Origin of the sequence: Nocardioides sp. 1609 (assembly GCF_004522105.1) — a bacterium.
In the GTDB taxonomy this organism is placed as follows: domain Bacteria; phylum Actinomycetota; class Actinomycetes; order Propionibacteriales; family Nocardioidaceae; genus Nocardioides.
This window is the reverse complement of record NZ_SPUJ01000008.1, coordinates 83,608-104,631: the sequence shown is the minus strand read 5'-3', so window position 1 is coordinate 104,631 and position 21,024 is coordinate 83,608. Positions and strand designations below refer to the sequence as shown.

Genomic DNA, 21,024 nt, shown 5'->3' with positions numbered 1-21,024 from the left:
ACGGGCCGGGTCCGGGAGGCGTCAAGGGGCTTGGCCGCGGCGCCGGCAGCCCAGGCCAGGACTCCGCCCAGGCCGTCCGAGCGACGCGCCGCCCCGAGTTCCCGGGCCCGGAGCCGGCCGCAGCCCCCGGCCGCACCCGACCCACCCCCGCACGAGCGAGCCCTCTCCACCCCGCCGCCGAAGGCGGCGGCCTCCGCGCCGAAGGCGCGCACGCGGACGCGTCAGGGGCGGTCAGCCCCCGTCACGTCACCCATCGGCGGGATCAGCCGGAAAAGTCCTCCGACGCGCGGCGGGCCATGTCGAGGAAGGAACGGCGGGACTCGAGGTTGTCCTCGAGCTCCTTGACCTTCTTGTCGTTGCCGGCGGCGCGCGCCTTCTCGAGGTCGGACTCGACCTTGGCGATGGCGTCCTCGAGCTTGGTGACCATGTCGTTGGCGCGGGCCGACTTCTCGGGGTCCGAGCGCTTCCAGGCGTCGTCCTCGGCGGCGCGCAGCGCGTTCTCGACGGCGCGCATCCGGCCCTCGAGGTCGCGCATCCGGTCGCGCGGGACCTTGCCGGCGGCCTCCCACTTGTCGGCCAGGTCGCGGAAGGCCTTCTTGGTGGCCTCCAGGTCCTGGACCGGGAGCAGGGCCTCGATCTCGACGATCAGGGCGTCCTTGACGTCGGCGTTGGCGGCGAACTCCGCGTCGAGCGCGGCGTTCTCGGCGTCCCGGGCCCCGAAGAACTGGTCCTGGGCGCCGCGGAACCTCTTCCACAGGGCGTCGTCGACGTCCTTGGGCGCCGGGCCGGCGGCCTTCCAGTCGCGCATCAGGTCGCGGTATCGGCCGGCGGTCGGGCCCCACTCGGTGGAGGTCGCCAGGGCCTCGGCCTCCTTGGCCAGGCGCTCCTTGACGACGCGGGCGCCCTCGCGCTTCTCGTCCTGCTCGGCGAAGTGCGCCTTGCGGGCCTTCGTGTACGCCGTGCGCGCACCCGAGAAGCGCTTCCACAGCGCGTCGTCGGACGGGCGGTCGATGCGGGGGAGCGCCTTCCAGGACTCGAGCAGGTCGCGCAGGCGGTTGGCGCCGTTGCGCCAGTCGGTGCCGGTCGCGATCTTCTCGGCCTCGGCGACGATCTGCTCCTTGGCGGCCTTCGACTCCTCCGCCTTCGCGGCGCGCTCGGCCCGGCGGGCCTCGCGCTGCGTGGCGAGGACCGGGGCGAGGGCGTCGAGGCGCGCGCCGAGCGAGGCGAGGTCACCGACGGCGTTCGCGTCGGTCACCTGGGCCCGTACGGTCTTGATCGACTCGGCGGCCTCCTCGGGGGTGAGCTTCTCCGCGTTGACCCGCTGCTCGAGCAGCTGGACCTCGAAGGAGAGAGCGTCGTAACGCTCGGTGAAGAACTGGAGTGCCTCCTGCGCCGTTCCGGCGGGGTAGGACCCCACCGAACGCTCGCCGTCGGCGGTCTTCACGTACACGGTGCCGTCGTCGTCGACGCGGCCCCATTCGCTGCTCGTCACTGCGTATCCTCTTCGTCGGCCAATTCGTACGGCTGGCGCGGCCCCTACCCTAGGGGACGGGTCACCACCCTGTCGGACACCGGGGCGGCCGACCGGCCCCGACGTCGCTACCCTGAGGCAGTGCTCATCGCCGCCTTCCCCGCAGGACCGTGGGGCACCAACTGCTACGTCGCGGCCACCGGACCCGGCACCGAGTGCGTGGTGATCGACCCGGGCAAGGACGCCACACCCGGGGTCATCGACGTCGTGCGCGAGCACCGGCTGAAGCCGGTGGCGGTGCTCGTCACCCACGGCCACGTCGACCACATGTGGTGCGTGGCTCCCGTGGCCGGCACCTACGACGCCACCGCCTGGATCCACCCGAAGGACCGGCACCTGCTCGCCGACCCGATGCAGGGCATGTCGGCGGAGACCACCGCCATGCTGCTCGGGGGCGACCACACCTTCGCCGAGCCCGACGACGTCCGCGAGCTCGCCGACGCCCAGACCCTCGAGCTGGCGGGGCTGAGCTTCGTCGTCGACCACACGCCGGGACACACCGAGGGCTCGGTCACCTTCCGCACGCCGTACGTCGAGCAGCACGGCCAGCACGGGCAGCAGCAGCGGGCCGACATCTCCGAGGTGATGTTCTCCGGCGACCTGCTCTTCGCCGGCTCGATCGGCCGCACCGACCTGCCCGGCGGCGACCACCCCGCGATGCTGCGGAGCCTGCGCGACAAGGTCCTCCCGCTCGGCGACGACATCGTGGTGCTCCCCGGGCACGGCGAGCAGACCTCCATCGGTCGCGAGCGCGCGACCAACCCCTTCCTCCAGGACCTGTGACATGGCCAAGACCACCCCGCTGAGCGGGTTCCCCGAGCTGCTGCCCGAGCAGCGGTTCGTCGAGCAGCAGGTCATCGACACGCTGCGCGCCACCTTCGAGCTGCACGGCTTCGCCGGCATCGAGACGCGCGCCGTCGAGCCGCTCGACCAGCTGCTGCGCAAGGGCGACACCTCCAAGGAGGTCTACCTGCTGCGGCGGCTGCACGAGGAGTCCGCCGAGGGCCACGCCGGCCTCGGCCTGCACTTCGACCTCACGGTGCCGTTCGCGCGCTACGTGCTCGAGAACGCCGGCAGGCTCGACTTCCCGTTCCGGCGCTACCAGATCCAGAAGGTGTGGCGCGGCGAGCGGCCCCAGGAGGGCCGGTTCCGCGAGTTCGCGCAGGCCGACATCGACATCATCGGGCGCGACGTCCTGCCGTTCCACCACGACGTCGAGGTCACCCGCGTCATGGTCGACGCGCTCAGCCGGCTCGACTTCCTGCCCGGCTTCCGCCTCCAGGTCAACAACCGCAAGCTGATCCAGGGCTTCTACGCCGGGCTGGGCATCGCCGAGGGCGACCAGGTCGACGAGGTGATGCGGCTGGTCGACAAGCTCGACAAGCTGCCCGCCGACAAGGTGGGCGACCTGCTCGTCGCGGACGCCGGGATCGACCGGGCGACCGCCGACCGGGTGCTCGCCCTCGCGACCATCCGGGCGAGCGACGCCTCGTTCGTCGACGTCGTGCGGGGGCTGGGCGTCGGGCACCCGCTCCTCGACGAGGGGCTGGCCGAGCTGGCCGAGCTCGTCGAGTCGTGCGCCGGCCTGGTCACCGACCGGGTGCGGGTCGAGGCCGACCTGTCGATCGCGCGAGGCCTCGACTACTACACGGGCACGGTCTTCGAGACCCGTCTCGACGGCTACGAGTCGCTCGGCTCGATCTGCTCCGGGGGCCGGTACGACGCCCTCGCCAGCGACGTCCGCTCGACCTACCCCGGCGTCGGCATCTCGCTCGGCGTCAGCCGGGTCGTCGTCCCCCTGCTGGCGCGCACCGGCCTGACCGCCGACCGCAAGGTGCCCAGCGCCGTGCTCGTCGCCCTGGTCGACGACGCCTCGCGGGCCACGGGCGACGCGGTGGCCACGGCGCTGCGCGCCCGCGGCATCCCGTGCGAGGTCGCGGCATCGGCGCAGAAGTTCGGCAAGCAGATCCGCAACGCCGAGCGGCGCGGCATCCCGTACGTCTGGTTCACCCGGGCCGACGACGACGGCGGGCAGCGCCACCAGGTCAAGGACATCCGATCGGGGGACCAGGTCGACGCCGACCCGGCCACCTGGACCCCACCCACCGAGGACCTGCGACCGCAGGTGGTTTCGTCGAGCACAACCTCCAAGGAGTCAACACAGTGATCCGCACCCACGACGCCGGCGCCCTCCGCGCCGAGCACGCCGGCCAGACCGTCACCCTCGCCGGGTGGGTGGCCAACCGCCGCGACCACGGGGGCGTGGCCTTCATCGACCTGCGCGAGGCCAGCGGCGTCGTCCAGGTCGTCGTCCGCGACGAGCAGGTCGCGCACGCGCTGCGGGCGGAGTACTGCCTCAAGGTCACCGGCGAGGTCGTGACCCGCAAGGAGGGCAACGAGAACCCCAACCTGGCCACCGGCGCGATCGAGGTCGTCGCCGCCGACGTCGAGGTGCTCAGCGCCTCGGCACCGCTGCCGTTCCCGATCAGCGACCACGTCGACGTCGGCGAGGAGGCCCGCCTCAAGCACCGCTACCTCGACCTGCGCCGCACCGGTCCCAACCAGGCGCTGCGCCTGCGCAGCAAGGTCAACAAGGCCGCGCGCGACGTCCTCGACCGCCACGACTTCGTCGAGATCGAGACGCCGACGCTGACCCGCAGCACGCCCGAGGGCGCCCGCGACTTCCTGGTGCCGGCCCGGCTCGCCCCCGGCAGCTGGTACGCCCTCCCGCAGAGCCCGCAGCTGTTCAAGCAGCTGCTCATGGTCGCCGGGATGGAGCGGTACTACCAGATCGCGCGCTGCTACCGCGACGAGGACTTCCGCGCCGACCGGCAGCCGGAGTTCACCCAGCTCGACATCGAGATGAGCTTCGTCGAGCAGGACGACGTCCTGGCCGTCGCCGAGGAGATCCTCAGCGCGCTGTGGGCGCTGGTCGGCCACGAGGTGCCGACCCCGCTGCCGCGGATGACCTACGCCGAGGCGATGGCCCGCTTCGGCTCCGACAAGCCCGACCTGCGGATGGGCCTCGAGCTCACCGAGTGCACCGAGTTCTTCGCCGACACCACGTTCCGCGTCTTCCAGGCGCCCTACGTCGGCGCCGTCGTGATGCCCGGGGGAGCCGGCCAGCCCCGCAAGCAGCTCGACGCCTGGCAGGAGTGGGCCAAGCAGCGCGGCGCGCGCGGCCTGGCCTACGTGCTGGTCCAGGAGGACGGCGAGCTGACCGGCCCCGTCGCGAAGAACCTCACCGACGCCGAGCGCGCCGGGATCGCCGCCCACGTGGGCGCCCGGCCCGGTGACTGCATCTTCTTCGCCGCCGGAGCCGTCAAGAGCAGCCGGGCGCTGCTCGGCGCCGCCCGCCTCGAGATCGGCCGCCGTGGCGGCCTGATCGACGAGTCGGCCTGGAGCTTCCTGTGGGTCGTCGACGCACCGCTCTTCGAGCCGGCCGACGAGGCGACCGCCGCCGGCGACGTCGCGGTCGGCAGCGGCGCGTGGACCGCGGTCCACCACGCCTTCACCTCCCCGCAGGACCTCGACTCCTTCGACTCCGACCCCGGCAACGCCCTGGCCTGGGCCTACGACATCGTCTGCAACGGCAACGAGATCGGCGGCGGGTCGATCCGTATCCACCGCGAGGACGTGCAGAAGCGGGTCTTCGCGATCATGGGCATCGAGGAGGCCGAGGCGCAGGAGAAGTTCGGCTTCCTGCTCGACGCCTTCGGCTACGGCGCCCCGCCGCACGGTGGCATCGCGTTCGGCTGGGACCGCATCGTCTCGCTGCTCGCCGGCACCGACTCGATCCGCGACGTCATCGCCTTCCCGAAGTCGGGCGGCGGCTACGACCCGCTGACCGCGGCGCCTGCGCCCATCACCGCCCAGCAGCGCAAGGAAGCGGGCGTGGACGCCGTCGCGGCGAAGAATCTCCCGTCCGAGGGCTGATCGTCGGCGGAGCGTCCCACTGGTCGAGACCAGATCGTTACCGCGGCGTACCCCTCGATCGTGATCGGGTCGCCTAGAGTCCCTGACGGCGCGCAGCGCGCCGGCGGTGCTCGAACTGTCGGTCTGGCACGAGGATGGAGCCACGCGCCGTGGCTCCCCGAGGTGGGTATGACGTCGCTCAACACCGAGGTGATGGAAGAAGGGTTCGATCCCGAGCCCGGGAAGCCCGAACCGGTCAAGGAGCTCGCGGGTCGTTCACCCACGAGGATCGCGATGGGCCGGCTGGCCCACGACAAGGTCGCCGTCATCTGCGGGACCATCCTGTTCGTCATGGTCCTGATGGCCCTGCTGGCGCCGGTGATCAGCAACGCGTTCGGTCTCTACCACAAGATCGGCCCGGGCCAGGCAGCGCTCACCGATCTGCTCGAGTTCGACGGGCTGCCCCGCGTCGGGCCGCCGCTGCACCCCTTCACCTGGGACCACCCGCTGGGCATCGAGCCCGGCACCGGGCTCGACAACCTGTCGCTGCTCCTCTACGGGCTGCGCACCTCGTTGTTCATCGCGGTGCTCGCCACGCTGATCTCGACCATCGTCGGCGTGACCTTCGGACTCGTCGCGGGCTACGCCACCGGCGCGGTCGACGCGGTGATGTCGTTCGTCATCGACTTCCTGCTCTCCTTCCCGTTCATCCTCGGCGCGCTGGCGCTGGCGCCGATCATCACGACCCGGTTCGGGGCCAACAGCTCCACCCTGGGCCGGGCCGAGTTCCTGACCCTGGTGGGGGTGCTGGTGCTGTTCGGCTGGATGGGACTGGCGCGGCTGATCCGCGGTCAGGTGTTCTCGCTGCGTGAGCGCGAGTTCGTGCTGGCCGCCCGCGTGATCGGCGTGCCGACCCGGCAGATCCTCTTCAAGGAGCTGCTCCCGAACCTGGTGGCCCCGATCGTCGTGGCGATCTCGCTGGCGCTGCCCGGGTTCGTGGCCGCCGAGGCCGGCCTGTCGTTCCTCGGGATCGGCCTCAGCGAGGGCACGTCGCTCGGCAAGACGATCAACGCCGCCGACGGCTACTACGACAAGTACCCGCTCTACCTGTGGGTGCCGGTCGGAACGATCATGGTCCTCGTGATCGCGCTCAACCTCCTGGGCGACTCCGTGCGAGACGCCTTCGACCCCAAGACTCGCCGATGACCAGACCCCTGGCACCGGGAGAAACAACAAGGAAAGAGAAGGGTGGGTACACGATGCGGTTGAAGCAACCGATCATCGCCGTGACCGTCGCCGGCCTCTTCGCGCTCGCCGCCTGTGGCGGTAGTGACGACGGCGGCAGCGGGACGAGCGAAGGCAACCAGGAAGGCGAGGGTGCGGCGCAGGAGGGTGGCAACACCGGCGACGCCCAGGACGCGACCCGCGTCGACGGTCCGGTCGAGATCGAGGGCGCCACGCCCGGAGGCACCATCAAGGTGATCTCGGTGGCCGGCCTCAACACCATGCACCCGAGCGAGGCGTACTACCAGAACACGTCCACGATCCTGAGCGGTCTGGTGACGCGTGCGCTGACGCAGTACGTCTACGACGAAGAGACCAAGTCGATGGTCCTCATCCCCGACCTCGCCACCGACCTCGGCACGCCGAACGAGGACTTCACCGAGTGGAAGTTCGAGCTCAAGCCCGGCATCAAGTACGAGGACGGCACCGACGTCAAGGCCGAGGACTTCATCTTCTCGACCGCCGCCTCGATGGACCGGACGCAGTTCCCGGAGGGCCCGGCCTACTCCAACGACTACCTGGTCAGCGGCGACACCTACGAGGGTTACTTCACCGCCGGCAAGACGCTCGACGGCTTCGAGGCCGTCACGGTCGAGGGCAACACGATCACCTACAAGGCCCGCAAGCCGTTCCCGGACATGCCGTACTGGCTGACCTTCCCGGCGATGAGCCCGATGAACGAGACCGCCGCTGCCGACCCGGCCGCCTACGCGCGCCACCCGATGGCGACCGGTCCCTACAAGTTCGGTGAGTACACCCCGGAGAAGACCCTCCAGCTGGTCCGCAACGACCAGTGGGACACCAACACCGACCCGGGCCGCACCCAGTACCCCGACTCCTACGAGATGGACCTGCAGGTCGAGTCCGCCCAGATCGACCAGCTGCTGCTGTCCGACTCCGGCGACGCCCAGACCACCCTCACCTACGACGACGTCCTCAACGAGAACTACCGCGACTTCGACGCCTCCGGCCGTCTCGTCGTCGGCGGCTTCCCGCTGACCAGCTACTGGGCGCCCGACTACCGCAAGATCACCGACATCAAGGTGCGGCAGGCGCTGGCCTGGGCCTACCCCTACAAGGACGCCTACCTCTCCGCCGGTCTGATCGAGGGCGTCACGGCCATCCCCGGCGAGACCCTGATGCCCCCGGGCACCTCGGGCCGCAAGGAGTTCAGCCCGCTGCCCGACCACGAGCCGGGCGTCACCGACCCCGCCGCCGCCAAGGCCCTCCTCGAGGAGGCCGACGCCGTCGGCTACGAGATCAAGTTCCTCTACGCCAAGGACGACCCGAAGCTGGTCAAGCAGAAGGACGTCATCGTCAAGGCGCTCGAGGAGGCCGGCTTCAAGGCCACCCCCGTGCCCTCGACGGTCGCCGACCTGTCGACGGTCCGCGCCGACCCCGACGCCGACATCAACGTCCGTAGCCCCGGCTGGATCGCTGACTGGCCCTCGGGCAGCTCCTGGTTCCCGCCGGTCATCCAGAGCACCAACCTGGACAAGGAGGGTCTCGGCTCCAACTACGCGGCCTTCAACGAGCCGGCCATCGACCAGCGCATCGAGGACATCCAGCTCCTCCCGGTCGACGAGCAGCCCGCCGCGTGGGGTGAGCTCGACGAGGAGGTCATGACCGAGTACTTCCCGCTCTTCGTCACCCGCTACGGCGGCGTGGCGCAGGCGCACGGCTCGAAGATCAACGGTCACTTCGTCGACAACACGATCGGCCAGCCGACCTGGAAGAACCTCTGGGTCACCCAGTGACGCAGTAGCAACGCCGGCGCCGGGCCGTCACCTCGTGTGACGGCTCGGCGCCACCCACGCCGGTGGCGGGTCCGTGGACCCGTCACCGGCGTGTCCGGCACATCCGTGTCGCCGGCGGGCCACCGCCGGACATCGACTCCCGTGAAGAGGAACGTGCATGCTGGGCTTCATCGTGCGACGTCTGCTGTCGTCGCTGCTGGTCATCGGGCTGGCCTCGTTCGTCGTCTTCGCCATCTTCTACCTCGGCCCCAGCAACCCGGCCCAGCCGATCTGCGAGGGCGCCGGCGGCCGCTGCACCCCGGAGCGGCTCGAGGCGATCGAGAAGCAGATGGGGCTCGACAAGCCCGTCGTCTCGGCCTACGGCGAGTTCATGGGCGGCATCGTCAAGGGTCGCGAGATCGACTTCGGTGCCTCGCAGTACGACTGCGACGCGCCCTGCTTCGGCATCTCCTTCGGCACTCGCACCCCCGTGACCGACGAGCTGAAGGAACGCATCGTCCCGACGGTGCTGATCGCCGTCGGCGGCTCGATCGTGTTCCTCGTCGTCGGTGTCAGCATCGGTATCGCCGCCGCCGCCCGGCGCGGCTCGGCCGGCGACCGGCTCCTGGTGAGCGGCAGCCTGCTCGTCTCCTCGGTTCCCTACTACCTCGTGTGCCTGCTCGCGTGGATCTTCCTGACGCTGCAGACCAGCCTGTTCCCGGACACCGGGTACTTCCCGATCACCGAGGACCCGCTCAAGACCTTCGGCGGCCTGCTGCTGCCGTGCCTGGTGCTGGGCGTCGCGACCTCGCCCAGCTATGCCCGCTACACCCGCGGCCAGATGGTCGAGACCCTCGGCGACGACTACATCCGCACCGCCACCGCCAAGGGGCTCCCGCGCCGCACGGTGCTGTTCCGCCACGCCCTGCGCGCTGCGATCGTGCCGATCGTGACCATCTTCGGTCTCGACTTCGGCGCCCTGCTCGCCGGCACCATCTTCACCGAGACGATCTTCAGCATCGACGGCATCGGGCGCTGGGGTCTCCAGGCCCTCCAGGCACCGCTCGACCTGCCCGTGCTCACCGCGACCGTGCTCGTGGGTGCGCTGTTCATCGTGCTGTCGAACCTGATCGTCGACGTCGTCTACGGATTCCTCGACCCGAGAGTGAGGTTGGGATGACCAACACCGCACGCGAGACGAGCCTGAGCAAGGACCCGGCTCCCGCCGGCGGTCCGGCCTCGGGCGAGCCCTACCTCGAGGTCACCGACCTCACCGTGAAGTTCCCGACCGCCGACGGGCTGGTCGAGGCCGTCTCCGGCCTCAGCTACAGCGTCGCGCTGGGCCGGACCCTCGGCATCGTGGGGGAGTCCGGCTCGGGCAAGTCGGTGTCGAGCATGGCGGTCCTCGGGCTGCACGACGCCAAGTCGGCCCGCGTCACCGGCTCCATCAAGGTCGGGGGCGACGAGATCGTCGGCCGCAGCGAGGACGCCATGCGCAGCATGCGCGGCAACACCGCGGCGATGATCTTCCAGGACGCCCTGGCCGCGCTCCACCCGTTCTACCGGGTCGGCGTCCAGCTGGCCGAGGCCTACCGGGTGCACCACCCGTCGGCGTCGAAGCGACAGGCGCGCCAGCGCTCGATCGAGATGCTCGACCGGGTCGGGATCCCGTCCCCGCAGAGCCGGGTCGACGACTTCCCGCACCAGTTCTCCGGCGGCATGCGCCAGCGCGTGATGATCGCGATGGGCCTGATCAACGACCCCTCGCTGCTGATCGCCGACGAGCCGACCACCGCGCTCGACGTGACGGTGCAGGCCCAGATCCTCGACCTGCTCCAGGACCTGCAGCGCGAGTTCAACTCCGCGATCGTGATGATCACCCACGACCTCGGCGTCATCGCCGAGATGGCCGACGACGTCCTGGTGATGTACTCCGGCCGCGCCGTCGAGTACGGCTCGTGCCGCGAGATCCTGTCGCACCCGGAGATGCCCTACACGTGGGGCCTGCTGTCGAGCGTGCCCGACGTGACGTCCGACCCGAACGCGCGGATGATCCCGATCCCCGGCACGCCGCCGAGCCTGCTCAACAAGCCCCCCGGCTGCTCGTTCGAGCCGCGCTGCGCCCACAGCGACAAGGTGCCCGGCGACCTGTGCGCCACCAAGCTGCCCGAGATGCGGCCCGGTGGCCGCGGCACCAGCCACCTCAAGCGCTGCCACCTGGTCGACCCCGACGCGATCTTCCAGGCCGAGGTCCTGCCTGAGATCGCCCCCGAGCTCGTCGAGGAGAGCTGATGTCCCACCTGCGTCCCGAGGACCCCGACAGCGCCCGCGGGAGCGGTGACCGCCCGGTCACCGTCGCCACGGACGCCACGTCCGACCCGGACACCGACCCGACCCACGACGCGACCGCCCGCAGCGAGCGGGCGTCCGAGCCGGGTCGCGCCGCCGAGCCCGCGCCGGTCGAGACCTTCGCCGAGCTCGTGGGCCAGACCCACAAGGCCGCCGTGCTCGACCCGACGGCGCCGCCGGTGCTGACGGTGTCCGGCCTGAAGATGTACTTCCCGGTGCGCTCCGGCGGCATCGTGCGGCGCAAGGTCGGCGACGTCCAGGCTGTCGACGGGATCTCCTTCGAGGTGCCCGAGGGTGGGTCGCTCGGCCTCGTGGGCGAGTCCGGCTGCGGGAAGTCGACGACCGGCCGGCTGATCACCCGGCTGTACACCCCGACCGCCGGGTCGATGATGTTCCGCGACCACGACCTCGCGAAGATGAGCAACCGCGAGCTCAAGCCGCTGCGCCGCGAGGTGCAGATGATCTTCCAGGACCCCTACAGCTCGCTGAACCCGCGGCACACCGTCGGCACCATCGTCGGGACGCCGCTGCTGGTGCACGACATCGTGCCGAAGAAGCAGGTCCTCAGCCGGGTCCAGGAGCTGCTCGAGGTGGTGGGGCTCAACCCCGAGCACTACAACCGCTACCCGAGCGAGTTCTCCGGCGGTCAGCGCCAGCGCATCGGCATCGCCCGCGCGCTCGCCCTCAGCCCCAAGCTGCTCGTCGCCGACGAGCCCGTCTCGGCGCTCGACGTGTCCATCCAGGCGCAGGTCGTCAACCTGCTCCAGGACATCCAGCGCGACTTCGGCGTCGCCTTCCTCTTCATCGCCCACGACCTGGCGGTGGTGCGGCACTTCTGCCCCGAGGTCGCGGTGATGTACCTCGGGAAGATCGTCGAGATCGGCGACCGCGAGAGCATCTACTCCCACCCGCGCCACCCCTACACGCAGGCGCTGCTCTCGGCGGTGCCCGACATCAAGCAGGCCACGATCGGCGGGCGCCGCGAGCGGATCCGGCTCGAGGGCGACGTCCCGAGCCCGATCAACCCGCCGTCGGGCTGCCGCTTTCGCACCCGCTGCCCGATCGCCCAGGACATCTGCGCCAAGCACGAGCCGCCGCTGCTGCAGATCGGCTCGCGGCACAAGGTCGCCTGCCACTTCCCGGGCGAGATCCACAAGCACCCGACCGAGCCGATCACCGCCCGGCTGCTCGGCGTCGACAACGCCGGCAACCCCGACCCCGGGGCCACGCCGAGCCCGGACCTGGTCACCAAGCCCGGCTACGACGACACCTGGTTCGACCTGGACACGAAGACGTTTGGACGAGCCTGACGCCCTCTTCGCGGCTGACCCGCCGCCGCCCGCCCACGCCGTGACGGCGGGCCGGGGTGGCGGCGGGTCGCTGTCGAGCGCCGCGCACGCGAACGCACCGCTCGCCGTCCGGATGCGTCCGCGCACCCTCGACGAGCTCGCCGGCCAGGAGCAGCTGCGCGCCCCCGGGTCGCCGCTGCGCCAGCTCATCGAGGGCGACCAGTCGATGTCGCTGCTGCTGTGGGGACCGCCCGGCACCGGCAAGACGACGATCGCCTCGATCCTGTCGAACCAGACCGGTCGGCGCTTCGTCGAGGTCTCGGCCGTCTCGGCGGGCGTCAAGGAGGTGCGGGCCGCGATCGACGCCGCCCGCGCCGACCTGGTGCGCGGGGGAGAGGAGACCGTCCTCTTCGTCGACGAGGTGCACCGCTTCAGCAAGGCCCAGCAGGACGCGCTGCTGCCCGGGGTGGAGAACCGGTGGGTGACGCTGGTCGCGGCGACGACGGAGAACCCGTTCTTCTCGGTCATCTCCCCGCTGCTCTCGCGGAGCCTGCTGCTGCGCCTGGAGTCGCTCACCGACGACGACGTCCGGGCGGTGATGGCCTCGGCCCTGGCCGACGAGCGCGGCCTGGCGGGAGCCTTCGAGATCGACGACGCCGCGCTCGACCACCTGGTGCGGCTCGCCGGCGGTGACGCCCGGCGCTCGCTGACCTACCTGGAGGCCGCGGCCGGGGCCGCGACGTCGCGCGGCAGCACCCTGATCGACCTCGAGACCGCCGAGACGGCGGTCGACCGGGCCGCGGTCCGCTACGACCGGCAGGGCGACCAGCACTACGACGTCACCAGCGCCTTCATCAAGTCGATCCGCGGCTCCGACGCCGACGCCGCGATGCACTACCTCGCCCGGATGATGGAGGCCGGCGAGGACCCGCGGTTCATCGCGCGTCGCCTGGTCGTGCTGGCCAGCGAGGACATCGGCCTCGCCGACCCGACCGCGCTGACCACCGCGGTGGCCGCCGCGCAGGCCGTGCAGCTGATCGGGATGCCGGAGGCGAGCTTCAACCTCGCGCACGCCGTGATCGCGCTGGCCGTGGCGCCCAAGTCGAACGCCGTCACCCTCGCGCTGGCCGCCTCGACCGCCGACGTCCGCGCCGGCAAGGTCGGGCCCGTGCCGCCGCACCTGCGCGACGCCCACTACGCCGGCTCGAAGAAGCTCGGGCACGGCACGTCGTACACCTACAGCCACGACGCGCCCTTCGGCATCGCCGAGCAGCAGTACGCCCCCGACGTCGTCGCCGAGGCGCGCTACTACCAGCCCAAGGAGATCGGCGCCGAGACCGCGATCCGGGAGCGCTGGGAGCGGGTCCGGCGCCTGATCCGGGGCCGGTAGGGTTGCTCCTCATGGACCAGGAGTGGAGCGTGCCCGGCTGGGCCGTGGTCGCGACCCTGCTGGTCCTGGTGCTCCTGGTCGCCGGCCTCGGTGTCGCGCTGCTCCGCAGCCGGGCCCGGACGACGGCGGCCCTGCTCGCCGCGCGCTCCGACGCCGTCGCGCTGCAGGCGCAGGTCGACGCGATCGAGGCCCGGCTGTCCGCACCGACCCGCCAGCACGAGCGGACCGACCGCGACGAGCACGAGTACGTCATCACCCGGCTCGGCGAGGACCCGCCGGAGCCCGACCGGGCCCCGGCCCCCGTGGTCGGCGGCCCGCTCTTCGCCGACCTCGTGCTGCGGGAGGGCGCCGTCCAGGGGGCCGCGCTGGCCGCGGGCCTGCGCCGCGCGCTGGCGCCGGAGTCCCGGCACCGGATCCGGCACGCGATGAAGCGCGAGGTCAAGCGGTCCCGCAAGCAGCGACGGACCGACGTGCGTCGAGCCCGCCGGCAGGCCGCGTGATGGGACGATCGATCTGGTTCGCGGCGGGGGTCGGGGCCGGTGCCTACGCCGTCGTGCGCGTGCGCCGGGCCGCCGAGATCCTCACCGTCGACGGTCTCCGCGACCGGGTCGGCGCCGCCGTCGTCGGCGTCCGGATGTTCCGCGACGAGGTCGCCCAGGGCAGGGCGGACGCCGAGACCGGGTTGCGCGAGCGGATGGGGCTCGCGCTCCACGACCACCGCGAGCTGGCCGCACCGGCCGACGACCTCGCCAGCACGACGCCCGACCAGATCACTGGCGGGGACAGCACCACCGAGCAGGAAGTAGGACGCAGCTGATGGACACCGCGGAGATCCGACGGAGGTTCGTGGCGCACTTCGAGCGCGCCGGGCACACCCCTGTCCCCTCGGCCTCGCTGCTGCTCGACGACCCGAACCTGTTGTTCGTCAACGCCGGCATGGTGCCGTTCAAGCCCTACTTCCTGGGTCAGGAGACGCCGCCGTACGACCGCGCCACCAGCGTGCAGAAGTGCGTGCGGACCCCCGACATCGAGGACGTCGGCAAGACCACCCGGCACGGCACGTTCTTCGAGATGTGCGGCAACTTCTCCTTCGGCGACTACTTCAAGGAGCGGGCGATCGAGCTCGCCTGGGACCTGATCACGACGTCGGAGGCCGACGGCGGGTTCGGCTTCGCCGAGTCCAGGCTGTACCCCTCGGTCCTCGACGGCGACGACGAGGCCGTCGCGCTGTGGAAGAAGGTCACCGGGCTGCCCGACGACCGCATCGTGCGGCTCGGCCCGAAGGAGAACTACTGGTCGATGGGCGTGCCCGGCCCCGGCGGCCCGTGCTCGGAGATCCTCATCGACCGCGGGCCGGCGTACGGCCCCGACGGCGACTTCTCCGCCGAGGACCGCTACCTCGAGTTCTGGAACCTCGTCTTCATGCAGGACGAGCTCAGCGCGGTCCGGTCCAAGGAGGACTTCGACATCGCCGGCTCGCTGCCGCGCAAGAACATCGACACCGGAATGGGCCTCGAGCGGGTCGCGTTCATGACGCAGGGCGTCGAGAACATGTACGAGATCGACGTGATGTTCCCCGTGATCGAGCGGGCCATGGAGCTGACCGGCAAGACCTACGGCGCCGGCGGCGCCCAGGGTCACGAGGACGACGTCCGCCTCCGGGTGGTCGCCGACCACGTGCGCAGCTCGATGATGCTCATCGGCGACGGGGTCACCCCCGGCAACGAGGCCCGCGGCTACGTGCTGCGCCGGCTGCTGCGCCGCGCCGTCCGCTCGATGCGGCTGCTCGGCTACGAGGACCCCTCGCTGCCCGAGCTGATGCCGATCAGCCGCGACAAGATGGCCGAGACCTACACCGACCTGGTCACCGACTGGGAGCGGATCTCGCGCGTCGCGTACGCCGAGGAGGAGACCTTCCGCAAGACCCTCCAAGCCGGCACCAGCATCTTCGACCTCGCCGCGACCGGCGTGAAGCAGTCCGGCGGCACCCAGCTCGACGGGGCGCAGGCCTTCGCGCTGCACGACACCTACGGGTTCCCGATCGACCTCACCCTGGAGATGGCCTCCGAGGCGGGGCTCACCGTCGACGAGGCGGGTTTCCGCGGCCTGATGGCCCAGCAGCGTGATCGCGCCAAGGCCGACGCCAGGTCGAAGAAGGGCCAGCACGCCGACACCGGGGTCTACCGCGCCATCCTCGACGAGCACGGCCCGACCGAGTGGCTCGCCTACGAGACCCTCGACACCGAGTCGCACCCGCTCGCCCTGCTCAGCGGCGGTGCGCCCGCGGCGTCCCTCGGCCACGGTGAGATCGGCGAGATCGTGCTGGACCGGACGCCGTTCTACGCCGAGTCCGGCGGCCAGGCGGCCGACGCCGGCATCATCGAGTTCGACGGTGGGCGCTTCGAGGTGCTCGACGTGCAGCGTCCCGTGCGCGGGCTCGTGGTGCACCAGGTGCGCGTCGTCGACGGCGAGTACGCCGCCGGCTCGACCGCCCAGCTGCACGCCCAGGTCGACCCCGAGTGGCGCACCGGCGCGCGGCAGGCGCACTCCGGCACGCACGTCGTCCACGCGGCGCTGCGGCAGGTGCTCGGGCCGAGCGCCCTGCAGTCGGGCTCCTACAACCGGCCCGGCTACCTGCGTCTGGACTTCGGCTGGACCACCGGCCTCCAGCCCGAGCAGGTCCGCGAGATCGAAGAGGTCTCCAACCGGGCGCTGCGCGCCGACCTCCCCGTCGGCTGGCAGTACATGACGCTCCCCGAGGCCAAGGACTGGGGCGCGGTCGCCCTGTTCGGCGAGACCTACGACGCCACCCAGGTCCGCGTCGTGGAGATCGGCGGCCCCTGGTCGCGCGAGCTCTGCGGCGGCACCCACGTCGAGCACTCCTCCCAGATCGGCACGATCGTCGTCACCGGCGAGGCCTCGGTCGGCTCCGGCAACCGCCGGATCGAGGCGTTCACCGGCGTCGAGGGCTTCGCCTACCTCGCCAGGGAGCGCGACGTCGTCGGGCAGCTCACCGGGCTGCTCAAGACCCAGCCCGACGACCTCGTCGGCCGGGTCAGCGACCTCGTCGAGCGGCTCCGCACCGCGGAGAAGGAGATCGAGAAGGCCCGCGTCCAGCAGCTCCTGGCCGGCGGCGCCGAGCTCGCCTCCGGCGCCCAGGACGTGAACGGCGTCGCGGTCGTCGCCCACCGGGTCGACGGCGCGGGCGGCGGCGACGTCCGCACGCTCGCGCTCGACGTCCGCAGCCGGCTGCCGCAGGGCCGCCCGGGCGTGGTCGTGGTGGTCGGCGTCCAGGACGGCAAGGTCGCGGTCGTCGCGGCCACCACCGAGGCGGCCCGCGAGCGCGGGCTCAGCGCCAACGACCTCGTGCGCACGGTCGGACCGTTCGTCGGCGGCCGGGGCGGCGGCAAGGACGACGTCGCCCAGGGTGGCGGCACCGACGCCACCCGCGTCGACGACGCCCTCGCCGCCGTCACCGCCGCCGTCGCCGCGGCCGCGGTCTGACGCCGGGCCGCCGGGATGGGACACGTGTGAGGCCGGGCACCCGGCTCGGCATCGACCCGGGCGACGCCCGGATCGGGGTCGCGCGCAGCGACCCGTCCGGCTTCCTCGCGACCCCGGTGGAGACGGTGCCGAGCGGTCGGGGCGACCTGCGCCGGCTGCGGCGGATCATCGCCGACATCGCCGAGGACACCGCGTCCGGCGTCGTCGAGGTCGTCGTCGGCCTGCCCCGTTCGCTGTCGGGCGGTGAGGGCCCGGCGGCGGTGAAGACCCGCGAGTTCGCCGGCCGGCTCGCCGCGTCGGTCGCGCCGGTGCCGGTGCGTCTCGTCGACGAACGCCTGACCACCGTGTCGGCGGAGGCTATGCTGCGCGACCGTGGCACCAAGGGGAGCAAGCGACGTGCGGTGGTCGACCAGGCCGCCGCGGTGCTGATCCTGCAGCACGCCCTCGACAGCGAGCGCACCACCGGCGTCCCGCCGGGCGAGGTGGTCGCGCCGCCCCAGGATCGAGGGCTCCAGAACCCAGTGGCCGAGGAGACGGATGTCTGAGCACGACCACGGAGACGGCGGCAGCCCCCTGTTCTCCTCCGACGAGGACCACGCGCCCCCGGCGGGGGCCACCGCGGCCGGCAGCCGGTCCAGCGGACGCCGGCGGGCCCGGCGTCGTTCGGGCTGCCTGCCGATGCTGATCGTGCTGGCGCTGCTCGTCGTGGGTGGGATCTTCCTCGTCAGGTCGATCGACGTCGCGAACCCGTTCAGCTCGGAGCCCGACGACTTCGAGGGCGCGGGCTCGGGTGCGGTGACCTTCGAGGTCTCGGCCGGCGACTCGATCTCGGCGATGGCGCAGAACCTGGAGAGCCTCGACGTCGTCGCCTCGGCCGAGGCGTTCGTCGACGCCGCCGAGGACGACGACCGGTCCGGCTCGATCCAGCAGGGTCTCTACCGGCTGAGGAAGGAGATGTCCGCGGCCAGCGCCCTCGACCTCATCGTCGGCGGCACCACGCGCGGTGAGCAGTTCACCTTCGTCCCCGGCAAGACGGTCGAGGAGATCGTCGACCTCCTGGCGCGCGACACCGACATCGCGCGCGCCGACTTCGAGAAGGCGCTCGACGACCCGGCGTCCATCGGTCTGCCCGCGAGCGCCGAGGACGACGCCGAGGGCTACCTGTTCCCCGGCAGCTACCTCGTCTTCCAGGACAGCACCGCCACCTCGATCCTCTCCGAGATGGTCGCCGGCCAGCAGCGCGCGGCCGAGGAGGTCGACCTCCCCGCCGCGGCGGAGCGGCTCGGCTACTCCGAGCACGACCTGATGACGATCGCGAGCCTGATCCAGGCCGAGGGCAGCCTGCTCGACGAGAAGGGCAAGTCGAAGATCGCGCGCGTCATCTACAACCGCCTCGAGAACCCCGGCGGCGAGACCGCCGGACGGCTCGAGCTCGACGCCACGATCGACTTCATCTACGGCGACAAGGTCGCCCGGCGCACGAACGCCGAGATCGAGGCCGTGGCCGACAATCCCTACAACACCTACGAGCAGCCGGGTCTGCCACCGGGCCCGATCGCCACGCCGTCGCTGGACGCGCTCCGCGCCGCGGTGGGTCCGGCGGACGGCCCGTGGTTCTTCTACGTCACGGTGAACCTCGAGTCCGGTCTGACGAAGTTCGCGGTCACCTACGCCGACTTCCTGCAGCTGCGTGCCGAGCTCGACGAGTACTGCGACACGCAGTCGGACCGGTGCTGAGGGCCGGGTCCAGGCGATGAGGTGCGCCGTCCTCGGGGACCCGATCGCCCACTCGCTCTCCCCGGTGCTGCACCGGGCGGCGTACGACGCGCTCGGGCTCGACGGCTGGACCTACGACGCCGTGCGGGTGCCCTCGGGCGGGCTGGCGACGTTCCTCGGCTCGATCTCCGGCGCCGACGGCCCCGACGGCCCCGACGGCCCCGACGGCACCGACGGCGCCGGCACGTGGCGCGGCCTGTCGCTGACGATGCCGCTCAAGCGGGAGGTGCTCGACCTGGTCGCGGCGCGCTCCGCGCGGGTCGACCTGGCCCACGCCGCCAACACCGTGGTCCTCGACGCGACGGGTGGGGCCACCCTCGACAACACCGACCTGCCGGGCGCGGCCGCGGCCGTCCGGGAGCGCTACGACGGCCCGGTCGGTGCGGCCGTCGTCCTTGGCGCGGGCGCGACGGCGTCCTCGGTCGGGCTCGCGCTGTGCGACCTCGGCGCCCGCGAGGTCCGGCTGCTCGCCCGGTCGCCGGAGCGCGCCGCCGACACGGTCGCGGCGATCGAGGCGCACGCCTCGCGTCCCCAGGTGAGCGTCGGCGGTCTCGACGAGGCGCCGTCCGGTGCCGACGTGCTGGTCTCGACGGTGCCGGCCGCGGCCCAGGCGCCGGACCTCGTGGACCGGTGGCTGGGCGACGTCCCCGTCGTCTTCGAGGTGCTCTACGACCCGTGGCCGACGCCGCTCGCCGACGCCGCCCACGCCGCCGGCCGGGTGCTGGTGAGCGGGCTCGACCTGCTCGTGCACCAGGCGGCGCTGCAGGTCTATGCGTTCACGGGGTTGCCCGGGCCGCTGCCGGTGATGCGGCTGGCCGGCGCGGCGGCGCTCGCGGCCCGCACGAGCGCCGGATGACGGAGGTCCAGGCCGTCATCCTGGCGGCCGTGGTCGCCGCCCTCGGGGGCTTCGCGACGCCGGCGCTGGTGCGCGCCCTGCCGGAGCCGGCCGCGCGTCCCGACGACGAGCTCAGCGAGCACGAGCGGGCCGAGGGACCCAAGGAGCCCTACGCCGTGCTCGCCGGCCTCGGCTGGTTCGCCCCGACCGCGATGGTCGTCTCGGGGGTCGCGGGCGGGCTCGTGGGCTGGGCCGTCGGGTGGTCGTGGCTGCTGGTCGGGCTGGTGCCGCTGGTGCCCGTCGTGGTCGCCCTGAGCGTCATCGACCTGCGCACCCGGCTGCTGCCCTCGCGGATCGTGCTGCCCACGACCGCGGTGATGGTCGCGCTGGCCGTCGTCCACGCCGGGCTCGTCGCCGAGTGGAGCGACCTCGGCCGCGGCCTGCTCGCCCTGGTGGTCGGCCGCTCGTTCTACTGGCTGCTGTGGTTCGTGCACTCCGCCGGCATGGGCTTCGGCGACGTCCGGCTCGCCGCGCTGCTCGGCCTCGTGCTCGGCTACCTGGGCTGGCCGCAGTTCGTCGTCGGCATGTACGCCGGCTTCCTCGTGCTCGCCGTCCCCGGCGTGCTGCTCGCGCTGGTGCGGAGGAGGGCGTCGTACCTGAGGGCGCAGTACCCGTTCGGCCCGTTCATGGCCGTCGGCGCACTGATCGGGATCCTCGTGGGGGAGCGGGTGCTGGTCGGCTTCGTCTAGGCCCGGTGCGCGGGCTCCCTCCGTTGGTCGCCGCCTCCGGTGGCCGAGCCGCCTCCGTTGGTCGAGCCGCGGGGACGAAGTCACCGCGAGTCGAGACCTGGTGGGCTGGGTGGGTCTCGACTCGGCTCGCTGGCGCTCGCCGGCTCGACCAGCGGGGGTGTCCGCTGGCGTTCACCGGCTCGACCAGCGGGGGGATCCGGTGGTCGAGCCGCGGGGACGGAGTCACCGCGAGTCGAGACCTGGTGGGCTGGGTGGTGGGCCTCGACTCGGCTCGCTGGCGCTCGCCGGCTCGACCAGCGGTTGCCGTTGGTCGAGCCGCGGGGACGTAGTCACCGCGAGTCGAGACCTGGCGGGGTGGGGTGGGTCTCGACTCGGCTCGCTGGCGCTCGCCGGCTCGACCAGCGGGGGTGTCCGCTGGCGCTCGCCGAATCGATCAGCGGAGGGTTCCGGTGGTCGAGCCGCGGGGACGGAGTCACCGCGAGTCGAGACCCTGCTGGGCTGGTTGGTGGGTCTCGACTCGGCTCGCTGGCGCTCGCCGGCTCGACCAGCGGGGGTGTCCGCTGGCGCTCGCCGAATCGATCAGCGGAGGGTTCCGCTGGTCGAGCCGCGGGGACCTAGTCACCGCGAGTCGAGACCCTGCTGGGCTGGTTGGTGGGTCTCGACTCG

General features: G+C 72.0%; 17 protein-coding genes. 16 read left to right on the top strand and 1 reads right to left on the bottom strand.

Annotated features, from left to right (window positions below; genetic code table 11):
* Positions 1-262 precede the first annotated feature (262 nt).
* The gene (locus E4623_RS20240; protein WP_134768383.1) at positions 263-1,492 is read right to left on the bottom strand and encodes a DUF349 domain-containing protein; all 1,230 of its coding nucleotides are present in this window, start codon (positions 1,490-1,492) and stop codon (positions 263-265) included.
* A 120-nt stretch (positions 1,493-1,612) separates the two neighbouring features.
* Here E4623_RS20240 and E4623_RS20235 point away from each other — a divergent pair, with 120 nt between their 5' ends.
* The 16 genes from E4623_RS20235 to E4623_RS20160 all read left to right on the top strand — a co-directional run bounded on the left by E4623_RS20235 (position 1,613) and on the right by E4623_RS20160 (position 20,358).
* Positions 1,613-2,314, top strand: coding sequence for an MBL fold metallo-hydrolase (locus E4623_RS20235; protein WP_134768382.1), 702 nt, complete (start codon positions 1,613-1,615; stop codon positions 2,312-2,314).
* Position 2,315: 1 nt separating this feature from the next.
* A complete protein-coding gene (gene hisS / locus E4623_RS20230; RefSeq protein ID WP_134768381.1) occupies positions 2,316-3,698 on the top strand; it encodes a histidine--tRNA ligase in 1,383 nt (460 codons plus the stop codon).
* The gene (gene aspS / locus E4623_RS20225; RefSeq protein ID WP_134768380.1) at positions 3,695-5,467 is read left to right on the top strand and encodes an aspartate--tRNA ligase; all 1,773 of its coding nucleotides are present in this window, start codon (positions 3,695-3,697) and stop codon (positions 5,465-5,467) included. The genes hisS and aspS overlap by 4 nt, the downstream gene beginning before the upstream one ends.
* A gap of 168 nt (positions 5,468-5,635) precedes the next feature.
* Entirely contained in the window at positions 5,636-6,652 is a 1,017-nt protein-coding gene (locus tag E4623_RS20220) for an ABC transporter permease (RefSeq protein WP_134768379.1), read from the top strand.
* A 53-nt stretch (positions 6,653-6,705) separates the two neighbouring features.
* Complete coding sequence (locus tag E4623_RS20215; protein ID WP_167736773.1) at positions 6,706-8,487, top strand: ABC transporter substrate-binding protein; 1,782 nt, start codon at positions 6,706-6,708, stop codon at positions 8,485-8,487.
* Between the two features lie 157 nt (positions 8,488-8,644).
* Complete coding sequence (locus E4623_RS20210) at positions 8,645-9,646, top strand: ABC transporter permease (protein WP_134768377.1); 1,002 nt, start codon at positions 8,645-8,647, stop codon at positions 9,644-9,646.
* On the top strand, positions 9,643-10,758 hold the full coding sequence (locus E4623_RS20205; RefSeq protein WP_134768376.1) for an ABC transporter ATP-binding protein: 1,116 nt from the start codon (positions 9,643-9,645) through the stop codon (positions 10,756-10,758). The genes E4623_RS20210 and E4623_RS20205 overlap by 4 nt, the downstream gene beginning before the upstream one ends.
* Before the next feature lie 188 nt (positions 10,759-10,946).
* The gene (locus E4623_RS20200; RefSeq protein ID WP_348537306.1) at positions 10,947-12,125 is read left to right on the top strand and encodes a dipeptide ABC transporter ATP-binding protein; all 1,179 of its coding nucleotides are present in this window, start codon (positions 10,947-10,949) and stop codon (positions 12,123-12,125) included.
* 40 nt (positions 12,126-12,165) lie between these two features.
* The gene (locus tag E4623_RS20195; RefSeq protein ID WP_134768489.1) at positions 12,166-13,494 is read left to right on the top strand and encodes a replication-associated recombination protein A; all 1,329 of its coding nucleotides are present in this window, start codon (positions 12,166-12,168) and stop codon (positions 13,492-13,494) included.
* Positions 13,495-13,505: 11 nt separating this feature from the next.
* A complete protein-coding gene (locus E4623_RS20190) occupies positions 13,506-13,994 on the top strand; it encodes a hypothetical protein (RefSeq protein ID WP_134768374.1) in 489 nt (162 codons plus the stop codon).
* Positions 13,994-14,311 carry a DUF6167 family protein gene (locus E4623_RS22825; protein WP_167736772.1) on the top strand — a complete coding sequence of 106 codons (318 nt, stop codon included), beginning with the start codon at positions 13,994-13,996 and terminating at the stop codon, positions 14,309-14,311. The genes E4623_RS20190 and E4623_RS22825 overlap by 1 nt, the downstream gene beginning before the upstream one ends.
* Entirely contained in the window at positions 14,311-16,998 is a 2,688-nt protein-coding gene (gene alaS, locus E4623_RS20185) for an alanine--tRNA ligase (RefSeq protein WP_134768373.1), read from the top strand. The genes E4623_RS22825 and alaS overlap by 1 nt, the downstream gene beginning before the upstream one ends.
* A 26-nt stretch (positions 16,999-17,024) precedes the next feature.
* Positions 17,025-17,543 (top strand): Holliday junction resolvase RuvX, encoded by a 519-nt coding sequence (gene ruvX, locus E4623_RS20180; RefSeq protein WP_134768372.1) that lies wholly within the window; start codon positions 17,025-17,027, stop codon positions 17,541-17,543.
* Complete coding sequence (gene mltG / locus E4623_RS20175; RefSeq protein WP_134768371.1) at positions 17,536-18,735, top strand: endolytic transglycosylase MltG; 1,200 nt, start codon at positions 17,536-17,538, stop codon at positions 18,733-18,735. Before ruvX ends, mltG begins: the two co-directional genes overlap by 8 nt.
* A gap of 16 nt (positions 18,736-18,751) precedes the next feature.
* Positions 18,752-19,630, top strand: coding sequence for a shikimate dehydrogenase (locus E4623_RS20170; RefSeq protein ID WP_134768370.1), 879 nt, complete (start codon positions 18,752-18,754; stop codon positions 19,628-19,630).
* Entirely contained in the window at positions 19,627-20,358 is a 732-nt protein-coding gene (locus tag E4623_RS20160; RefSeq protein WP_167736771.1) for an A24 family peptidase, read from the top strand. The genes E4623_RS20170 and E4623_RS20160 overlap by 4 nt, the downstream gene beginning before the upstream one ends.
* The last annotated feature ends 666 nt before the right edge of the window (positions 20,359-21,024 follow it).